This is a genomic window from Phyllobacterium sp. P5_D12, assembly GCF_054049495.1.
The window spans coordinates 1-6,697 of sequence record NZ_JBFUMG010000234.1 but is presented as its reverse complement, the minus strand read 5'-3'; the positions used below and the strand labels follow the sequence as shown (position 1 = coordinate 6,697).

Annotated in this window: 7 protein-coding genes; 3 read left to right on the top strand and 4 right to left on the bottom strand. The window is 60.0% G+C overall.

Features of this window, described 5'->3' with window-relative positions; genetic code table 11:
* Positions 1-351, top strand: a 351-nt coding sequence (locus tag ACXJ5O_RS15555) for a PIN domain-containing protein (RefSeq protein WP_457300675.1), incomplete at its 5' end; no start/stop codon positions are given.
* A gap of 46 nt (positions 352-397) precedes the next feature.
* On the opposite strand, the gene ACXJ5O_RS15550 is transcribed toward ACXJ5O_RS15555, so the two are convergent.
* A complete protein-coding gene (locus ACXJ5O_RS15550) occupies positions 398-1,015 on the bottom strand; it encodes a L,D-transpeptidase (RefSeq protein WP_209998354.1) in 618 nt (205 codons plus the stop codon).
* A 175-nt stretch (positions 1,016-1,190) separates the two neighbouring features.
* On the opposite strand from ACXJ5O_RS15550, the gene ACXJ5O_RS15545 reads away from it, so the two are divergent.
* Complete coding sequence (locus ACXJ5O_RS15545; RefSeq protein WP_262294473.1) at positions 1,191-1,685, top strand: MmcB family DNA repair protein; 495 nt, start codon at positions 1,191-1,193, stop codon at positions 1,683-1,685.
* Between the two features lies 1 nt (position 1,686).
* Here the strand turns inward: ACXJ5O_RS15545 and ACXJ5O_RS15540 are convergent, their stop codons facing one another.
* From ACXJ5O_RS15540 to hrpB, 3 genes are all read right to left on the bottom strand, one after another.
* Entirely contained in the window at positions 1,687-2,250 is a 564-nt protein-coding gene (locus tag ACXJ5O_RS15540; protein ID WP_112525471.1) for an ActR/PrrA/RegA family redox response regulator transcription factor, read from the bottom strand.
* 71 nt (positions 2,251-2,321) lie between these two features.
* Positions 2,322-3,620, bottom strand: coding sequence for an ActS/PrrB/RegB family redox-sensitive histidine kinase (locus ACXJ5O_RS15535; RefSeq protein WP_112525469.1), 1,299 nt, complete (start codon positions 3,618-3,620; stop codon positions 2,322-2,324).
* Positions 3,621-3,816: 196 nt separating this feature from the next.
* Positions 3,817-6,261 (bottom strand): ATP-dependent helicase HrpB, encoded by a 2,445-nt coding sequence (gene hrpB / locus ACXJ5O_RS15530; protein ID WP_457300674.1) that lies wholly within the window; start codon positions 6,259-6,261, stop codon positions 3,817-3,819.
* Positions 6,262-6,479: 218 nt separating this feature from the next.
* On the opposite strand from hrpB, the gene ACXJ5O_RS15525 reads away from it, so the two are divergent.
* A partial coding sequence (locus ACXJ5O_RS15525; protein WP_457300673.1) for a hypothetical protein occupies positions 6,480-6,697 on the top strand: 218 nt, incomplete at its 3' end.

The following is a 6,697-nucleotide window of genomic DNA, read 5'->3' as shown; positions in this document are numbered from 1 at the left end:
GTATTGGCTTGGGCGGCTGCGAATAATTTTAACGATTTTTTTCTGTCCTCGATCACCGTCTTCGAGCTCGAATTAGGTACTCTGCTGATGGAGCGCAGAGATGCAAAGCAGGGCCTGGTCTTACGCGCTTGGCTGAACGGTTGGGTTCTCATTGAATTCAGAGAACGAATTCTTGCGGTAGATAGTGCTGTTGCACAATGTTGTGCGCATTTGCATGTTCCAAATCCCCAAGCGGAACGGGATTCATTTATTGCGGCAACTGCAATTGTTCACGGTATGACTCTCGTCACCCGCAATGTGGCCGACTTTCAATCCACCGGAGTTTCCATCTTCAACCCCTGGAACGAATAAAGGCCGCTCGAAAGCGGCCTATTCGACTTGTTGCTGAGCCAGCAACTTATCTGACGATGACCTTGGCGCCGACTTCTGCGCGGTTATAAAGGTCCATGATGTCCTGGTTCATCAGGCGAATGCAACCGGAAGACATGGCCTTGCCGATCGACCACCATTCCGGTGTGCCGTGCAGGCGGTAGCCGGTGTCGCCACCCTTGTTGAACAGGTAAAGCGCACGGGCGCCGAGCGGGTTGGTGATGCCGGGGTCCATGCCGTCGCGGAATTCCGCAAGCTTGGGCTGGCGCTGGATCATCTCACGCGGCGGTGTCCATGTTGGCCATTCGCGCTTCATCGCGACGCGCGCGGTACCGTGCCATTCGAAACCCTGCTTGCCGACGCCGATGCCGTAGCGCATCGCCTTACCACCGCCGAGCACATAATAGAGATATTTCGTACCCGTATCGACGATGATCGTCCCCGGAGCTTCGCTGCCATCATAGTTGACTTCCTGGCGCAGATACTGCGGCGGGATCTTGGAGCGGGGAACAGCGGGAATCACGTAGCCGGCATCGACGACGGAATTGTAGGAGGCGGTGGAATAGCTGAAACCGATCGTAGAACAGCCGGTCAAGGCAGTTGTAGCCATCAGCCCAACTGCGAGGACGATAGTCTTGAGTTGCATGGTCACCCCAATGTTAAAGCGAATCTATGTACGTTTTCTTGTGTTGCCTCTCTAGCGCCATTATTGTTAATGGCTGATTAACCGTAAAGCGAAGTTTTTCGTTAACCTGTCAATCCTCAACCGGGCGGTGTAGTTTTTTTGCCATGGTTGCAAATTTGCCGATATTCTGCGGATCATGCCTCTAGTCAGCCTGGGTCAGACAAGCCCGCTCATCGATGGGCGGCAATCGGAAAACGCCATGCTGGTACGCCGCGGTGTGCAGCGGCTTTTTCTCGAACTCGGGCTTGCGGTGATGCCGGAATTGCCTTTGGCGTCCGGTCGGCGCGCCGACCTTGTGGCATTGACACGCAGCGGAGAAATCTGGATCGTCGAGATCAAATCGTCGATCGAGGACTGGAGGGTGGATCGCAAATGGCCGATCTATCGCGAGCATTGCGACCGGTTGTTCTTTGCTACGCATCCGGGTGTTCCCGCGGACATTTTTCCATTGGATTGCGGGTTCATTCTTTCGGACGGCTACGGCGCCGAAATCATCCGCGATGCGCCCGAGCACAAGCTTGCAAGCGCAACCCGCAAGGCCATGACGCTGCGGTTTGCCCGCGTCAGCGCGGCGCGCATGACTTTGGCCGAACTGTCGGGGATAGACTTGCCTGAAACAGACGTAGAGTAGGCTAACGCGGAGCTCGTTTGGCCAGAATACGCTGCAAGGTGCGGCGGTGCATGTTGAGCCTGCGGGCCGTTTCGGAAACATTGCGATCGCACATCTCGTAGACGCGCTGAATATGTTCCCAGCGAACCCGGTCGGCCGACATCGGATTCTCTGGCGGAGCGACCTTTTCGCCGGAACGCCGCGTCAATGCCGCAAAGACTTCATCAGCATCGGCTGGCTTCGACAGGTAATCGATGGCGCCGAGTTTGACCGCATTGACCGCCGTCGCGATGTTGCCATAGCCGGTCAGGATAACGGCACGCGTGTCTTCGCGCCGGGCGCGGATAGCCTCGATAATGTCGAGACCGTTGCCATCGCCGAGCCGCATGTCGACCACCGCATAGGCCGGGGCGTGGGTCTTGACGCTAGCAAGTCCGGCCTCGACCGAATCGGCGATGGCGACGGTGAAGCCTCGCGTTTCCATGGCGCGTGCAAGACGCTGCAAAAAGGGCTTGTCATCATCGACAAGAAGAAGTGTCGGATCGCCGCCTATGGCTGCAATATCGTCCTGATCCGTGTTTTCCATCAGGGTTTCCTGCTCTTTTTTTCATATTATTCGTTGTTAATGGTTCGCAATGAACAAAAAGTCAAAGATTATCAATCGGCAGCGAGTTGATTGCGCGGCCAGCTCACGATGACCTCCGCACCCTGGCCCGGATCGTTGCGATTGCGGAAGGTAATCGTCGCGCCAGAACGCTCCAAAAGCGTCTTGGCGATGAACAGGCCGAGCCCGAGYCCGCCGCCATGTTCATTGATTTCGCGGTCGCGGCCGGTGGTGTAGGGTTCGCCGATCCGGTCGAGAATCTCGGCGGCAAAACCTTGGCCATCGTCGCTGACGATGATCTCCACCGTCCTGTCGGTCCAGCCCCAGCTCACCTCGATTGTCGCCCTGGCAAAATCAATCGCGTTCTCGACCAGATTGCCCAGCCCGTAGATGATGCCAGGATTACGCCGGATGATCGGTTCGACACCTTCGCCCCTCAGCTTCTTCACCACGATATTGATACCGAAATTGCGGTTGGGCTCGATGACTTCCTCGATGAGCGAGGAGATCTTCAACCGCGACATGTGTTCTTCGCTGGTCGAGGACAGGCTGGTCAGCCGCTTCAGAATCTCGCGGCAGCGGTCGGTCTGCGAACGCAGAAGCTCGATGTCTTCGGCAAAACGGTCGTCCTGTTTGAGACTTCGCTCCATTTCCTTGGCGACGAGGGCAATCGTCGCAAGCGGGGTGCCGAGCTCATGCGCGGCGGCGGCAGCAAGCCCATCCAGCGCGGAGAGATGCTGCTCGCGCTGCAGAATCAACTCCGTTGCTGTCAGCGCATCGGCGAGGAGGCGCGCCTCTTCTGCGACGCGATAGGCATAGACGGCGGTGAAGGCGAGGGCGGAGACCACCGAACACCAGACGCCGGCAATGAGCACGAAGGGAAGCTGCATGCTCTGGCCCTCATACCAGGGCAGCGGCAGGTAGACGTTGGCAAGCACCGTGGCGCAGATGGTGACGAGAAGGCCGAGCGCTATGGTCGAATAGGCTGGCAGCGAGGTGGCGGAAATGATCACCGGGACGATCATCAGCACCGCGAAGGGGTTCTGCAGTCCGCCGGTCATATAAAGGAGACCCGCCACCTGCAGGATATCGAAGGCGAGGACAGTGACCGCCGCGCGCGGCTCGAGCCGGTGGTTGATCGGATAGCGGAATGACATCAGGAGGTTCAGCCACGCCGAACAGGCGATCATCGCGAAACAGATGCTGACCGGGAAGGGGAATTTGAGGTAGAGCGCGACGAAAAGCACCGCGATGCTCTGCCCGGCAACGGCAAGCCAGCGCAGGCGAATGAGCGTCGTCAGCCGCAAACGGCGCGACAGATATGATGAGCGTATGCCGAAATCCTGAACCATGCGGGAGCTTTAGAACAAACGGAGTGCAAAGGGAATTGTGGAGTTTTTGGGGAGGCAGCAGCGCTGCCGCCTTACCCTCCCCCTTGTGGGGAGGGAGCGGAGCGAAGCGACGGGGAGGGGTTCTTTTCTAAAAAGGCCCCTCCCTGCTGCTGCGCAGCCTCCCTCTCCACAAGGGGGAGGGTCAAGGCTGCGGCTTTCAAGTCCCCCGAGGTTTTGCCCTGGCGGTCGGCGATGCATTGGCAGGATCCTCCGGCCAGACGTGTCTTGGATAGCGGCCGCGCATGTCGCTGCGTACATCCGCCCAAGAGCCTTTCCAGAAGCCGGGAAGATCGCGTGTAATCTGGATCGGGCGATGTGCGGGCGACAGGAGTTCAAGCAGGAGAGGGATGGTGCCACCCGCAATGGCGGGGTGCGTTCCGAGACCGAAGAGCTCCTGTACGCGCACGCTCAGCACCGGTTCCCCTTCGTCGTAGCGGATCGGGATGTTCGAGCCGGTTGGCACTTCGAAATGGGTCGGCGCGAGAGTGTCGATCTTGCGTTGGAGATCATAGGGAACAGCTGAGCGCAACCCCTCGATCAGCACGTGGCCGGGGATCTGGCTCAAATGTGCCGAACCCTTGAGGAAGGGCAACAGCCAGTCATCCAGCGACGCGAGGAGAGCATCGTCATCCATGGCTGGCCAGGGCGAACCGAGCCCCTGATGCAGCCAGGCGAGCCGGCGGCGCAGGATCGTCGCTTCCTTCGACCATGGCAGAATGTCGAGACCATGCGCGCGGAGGGCGGCGATGACGCCAAGGTCAGCCTCCTCGCCTGTGGGCGCTGGTAGCGTCTTTTCGGACAATGCGATGGCGCCGATACGGGTGCCATCGCGTGCCCGCAGGGCATTTCGCGTGGGATCGTAGGTCACCTGCCGGCCGCTGACGATGCCTGTTGCGAGCGCATCGCGGATTTCCGCTTCGGTTACTTCCGCAGCGGCAAGGATGCGCGCACGCCCCGCTCGCCCGGCGAGATCGGCAACGACGAGCCATGGCGACTTCGCAAGCGAAGTGGCTGGATCGACCTCGCCGCCGCGCCCGTTCGCGAGGGTGAATTGGCCATTGCCGCGCGCCTTGGCGATCCGGTCGGGATAGGCGCCGATGAGCAGGCGGCCGACACTGTCGGGATCTGCTGCAGCGCCGCCATTTCCCGCTAATCGCTTTGCCAGCCCGCGCGCCCGTGTTGCACGATCGCCGCGTTCGCGCTGGAAGCGCGAGAGGCGAACGTCAAGATCAATATCATTGCCGCCGAGGCCGCGTTCCGTGAGGACGACAGCAAGTTCCGCCGCCCGGTATGCCTGCCCCCGTACGCGTGCAGTCAGCACCATATGGGCAAGGCGCGCAGGCAAAGCCAACTTCCGCATTTCGTTACCCATGGGCGTGACGCGATTGCTCTCCAGCGCTCCGAGATTTCCCAGCAGCGCCTTGGCCTCCTTGATGGCAGGGACGGGAGGCGCGTCGAGAAAGGCAAGGCTCGCCGGATCGGCAACACCCCAGGCGGCACAATCGAGCACGAGGCCGGTCAAATCCGCTTCGAGGATTTCCGGCGGGGCGAAGGCTTCCAGCGCCGCCGTCTGTTCGGCTCGCCAGAGGCGCAGTGCGATGCCGGGCTCCGTTCGCCCGGCGCGCCCGGCTCGCTGATCGACTGCCGCACGGGAAGCACGCACGGTTTCCAGACGAGTCAATCCGGTGGCGGGTTCGAATTTCGGCAGTCGCGCCAAGCCGCTGTCGATGACAACGCGCACACCATCGATGGTGATCGAGGTTTCGGCGATGGAGGTGGCAAGCACCACCTTGCGTTTGCCGGGAGGTGGCGGCTTGATTGCAGCGTCCTGATCGCGGCCTTCGAGTGCACCGTAAAGCGGCACGATCATGACGTCGGCGGGCACGCGGCCTTGCAGCGCCTCGGCGGTGCGCTCGATCTCGCGCTGGCCTGGCAGGAAAGCGAGGACGCTGCCGGTCTCGTCGGCGAGCGTATCGCGAATGGCCTTGGCCATGGCGTCCTCGATCCGCTCGTCCGGTTTGCGTTCCCGATATCGGATATCGATGGGGAATGAGCGGCCCTTGCTTTCCAGCACCGGCGCGTCATTGAGCAGACGTGCGACCCGGGCGCCATCGAGCGTTGCCGACATGACAAGAAGCTTCAAGTCAGGTCGCAAGGCCGCCTGCACATCGAGCGCCAGCGCAAGGCCAAAATCTGCGTCGAGGCTGCGTTCGTGAAATTCATCGAAGAGTACGGCAGCGATGTCTTTCAGGTCGGGATCGTCGAGGATCATTCGGGCGAAAACGCCTTCGGTGACAACGAGGATGCGCGTTTTCGCCGAGACCTTGTTTTCAAGCCGCATACGATAGCCGACGGTTGCGCCGACTTCCTCGCCGAGCAGGCTTGCCATGCGGCTGGCGGCGGCGCGCGCGGCAAGGCGGCGTGGTTCGAGGAGGATGATCGTGCGATCCTTGCGCCACGATGCACCGAGCCAGTGCAGCGGAACGAGGGTGGTCTTGCCGGCACCGGGCGGAGCGACAAGGACGCCAGCATTGCCATTGGTCAGCGCAACGTCGAGCGCCGGCAGGATCTCTGTGACAGGAAGGGCAGGCAGGTCGATCAAGGCATTGTGTCCGGCATTGCAATAGTGTGGCGTTTTGACAGGGTTCCTGCTCACAAGTCCAGCAGCTTTTCGAGATCATTGGTCATCAACAACTGTGTGCACTTCATGAAATGCAACGAGTAAGAGCATTTTTCTTGTCTGATTAAACTTTAGGCGAATTGTGCAGCGCAGCAAATTTTGAAAGGGTTGTAAGCAATTGTAATCAGGATTTTGCACTTATGAATTTTCGCTTTTTGCTGCTTTTCGCAGCGCTCGGCCTTAGCGCCTGCAATGGTTCCGATTCTTCCGATTCCTCCACAACAGCTACGAGTACTTTCGATGCCGAGACTGCCGCGGCACAGGCGAAGCTCGATGGGCTCAACGCAGAGATCGGCCAAAAGACCGCTGCTTTGACTGCCGCCGGAACCAAACTCACCCAAACCGAACAGGCAGATGC

What these genes read in the sequence shown, in the direction of transcription:
- ACXJ5O_RS15540 (WP_112525471.1), bottom strand. Translation starts at nt 2,250, where the DNA reads ATGGAAAACACGGATCAGGACGATATTGCAGCCATAGGCGGCGATCCG.
- ACXJ5O_RS15545 (WP_262294473.1), top strand. Translation starts at nt 1,191, where the DNA reads ATGCCTCTAGTCAGCCTGGGTCAGACAAGCCCGCTCATCGATGGGCGG.
- ACXJ5O_RS15550 (WP_209998354.1), bottom strand. Translation starts at nt 1,015, where the DNA reads ATGCAACTCAAGACTATCGTCCTCGCAGTTGGGCTGATGGCTACAACT.